Annotated in this window: 2 protein-coding genes; both read left to right on the top strand. The window is 64.6% G+C overall.

Annotated features, from left to right (window positions below):
* The first annotated feature begins 9 nt into the window (after nt 1-9).
* Complete coding sequence (locus AZG88_RS21275; RefSeq protein ID WP_063886855.1) at nt 10-1,068, top strand: ABC transporter permease; 1,059 nt, start codon at nt 10-12, stop codon at nt 1,066-1,068.
* Between the two features lie 5 nt (nt 1,069-1,073).
* On the top strand, nt 1,074-1,801 hold a 728-nt coding region (locus tag AZG88_RS21270), incomplete at its 3' end, for an ATP-binding cassette domain-containing protein (protein ID WP_061043725.1).

The following is a 1,801-nucleotide window of genomic DNA, read 5'->3' as shown; positions in this document are numbered from 1 at the left end:
AGGAAAGTCATGTCCACACAGCAAGATCTGGACCTTGCCAGTCACAAGGTCGTCCACGACGAACGGGTGAAGGAGCAGAAACGCCTGCAGCGTCTGCTGATCCGCCCCGAGGTCGGTTCCCTGTTCGGTGCGATCGCCATCTTCGTCTTCTTCATGATCGTCGCACCCCCGTTCCGCAGCCCCGAAGCGTTGGCCACGGTGCTCTACGCCTCCTCGACCATCGGGATCATGGCGTGCGCGGTCGCACTGCTGATGATCGGCGGGGAATTCGACCTCTCCGCCGGCGTCGCCGTCACCACCAGCTCCCTCGCCGCGTCGATGATCGCCTACAACCTGCACCTGAACCTATGGGCCGGCGCCGCCCTCGCCCTCGTCGTCTCGCTGGCGGTCGGGTTCTTCAACGGGTACCTGGTGATGAAGACGAAGATCCCCAGCTTCCTGATCACGCTGAGCTCGTTCCTGATGCTCACCGGCATCAACCTGGCCGTCACCAAACTGATCACCGGGCAGGTCGCCACCCAAAGCGTCTCCGACATGGCCGGGTTCGGCTCGGCGAAGAAGGTGTTCGCGTCCTCCTTCGAGGTCGGTGGGGTGTCGGTGCGGATCACCGTGCTGTGGTGGCTGCTGTTCACCGCGATCGCCACCTGGGTGCTGTTCAAGACCCGGATCGGGAACTGGATCTTCGCCGTCGGCGGCAACCAGGACTCCGCCCGCGCCATCGGCGTCCCGGTCACCAAGGTCAAGATCGGGTTGTTCATGACCGTCGGGTTCGCCGCCTGGTTCGTCGGGATGCACCTGCTGTTCTCGTTCAACACCGTCCAGTCCGGGCAGGGCATCGGCAACGAGTTCCTCTACATCATCGCCGCGGTCATCGGCGGCTGCCTGCTCACCGGCGGGTACGGCACCGCGATCGGCGCCGCGATCGGCGCGTTCATCTTCGGCATGACGAACCAGGGCATCGTCTACGCCGGCTGGAACCCGGACTGGTTCAAATTCTTCCTCGGCGCGATGCTGCTGTTCGCGGTCATCGCCAACAACGCCTTCCGCAACTACGCCGCCAAGAGGTGACCCGTATGAGTACCATCGAACAGATGCCCGTCGATACCGAACCCGGTGGTGGCGACAAGATCCCGCTGATCGAGCTCAAGCACGTCGGCAAGCAGTACGGCAACATCATCGCCCTGCAGGACATCAACCTGCGGGTGCGGGCCGGGGAGGTCACCGGTGTCCTCGGCGACAACGGGGCCGGCAAGTCCACCCTGATCAAGATCATCGCCGGCCTGCACCAGCAGAGTGAGGGTGAGTTGCTCGTCGACGGCGAGGCCCTCACGTTCGGCTCACCGAAGGAGGCCCTGTCCAAGGGCATCGCCACCGTCTACCAGGACCTGGCGGTGGTGTCGCTGATGCCGGTGTGGCGGAACTTCTTCCTCGGCCAGGAACTGCGGAAGGGACCGCTCAAGACACTGGATGCGAACGGGATGCGGGCCACCACGATGTCCGAGCTGTCGAAGATGGGCATCGAGTTGCCCGATGTCGACGCCCCGATCGGTTCGCTGTCCGGCGGTCAACGCCAGTGCGTGGCGATCGCCCGGGCGATCTTCTTCGGCGCCCGCGTCCTGATCCTCGACGAGCCCACCGCCGCCCTCGGCGTCAAGCAGTCCGGGATGGTGCTGCGCTACATCTCCGCCGCCAAGGAACAAGGGTTCGGGGTCGTGTTCATCACCCACAACCCGCACCACGCCTACATGGTCGGCGACCACTTCGTGCTCCTCAACCGCGGCCGGCAGAAACTGGACTGCAC

The sequence above is a fragment of the Rhodococcus sp. LB1 genome, from assembly GCF_001583455.1.
GTDB classification, from domain to species: Bacteria; Actinomycetota; Actinomycetes; order Mycobacteriales; family Mycobacteriaceae; genus Rhodococcus_F; species Rhodococcus_F opacus.
This window is presented reverse-complemented; position numbering and strand designations above follow the sequence as displayed.

Coding starts and splice junctions, on each gene's coding strand:
- AZG88_RS21275 (WP_063886855.1), top strand. CDS start 10: ATGTCCACACAGCAAGATCTGGACCTTGCCAGTCACAAGGTCGTCCAC.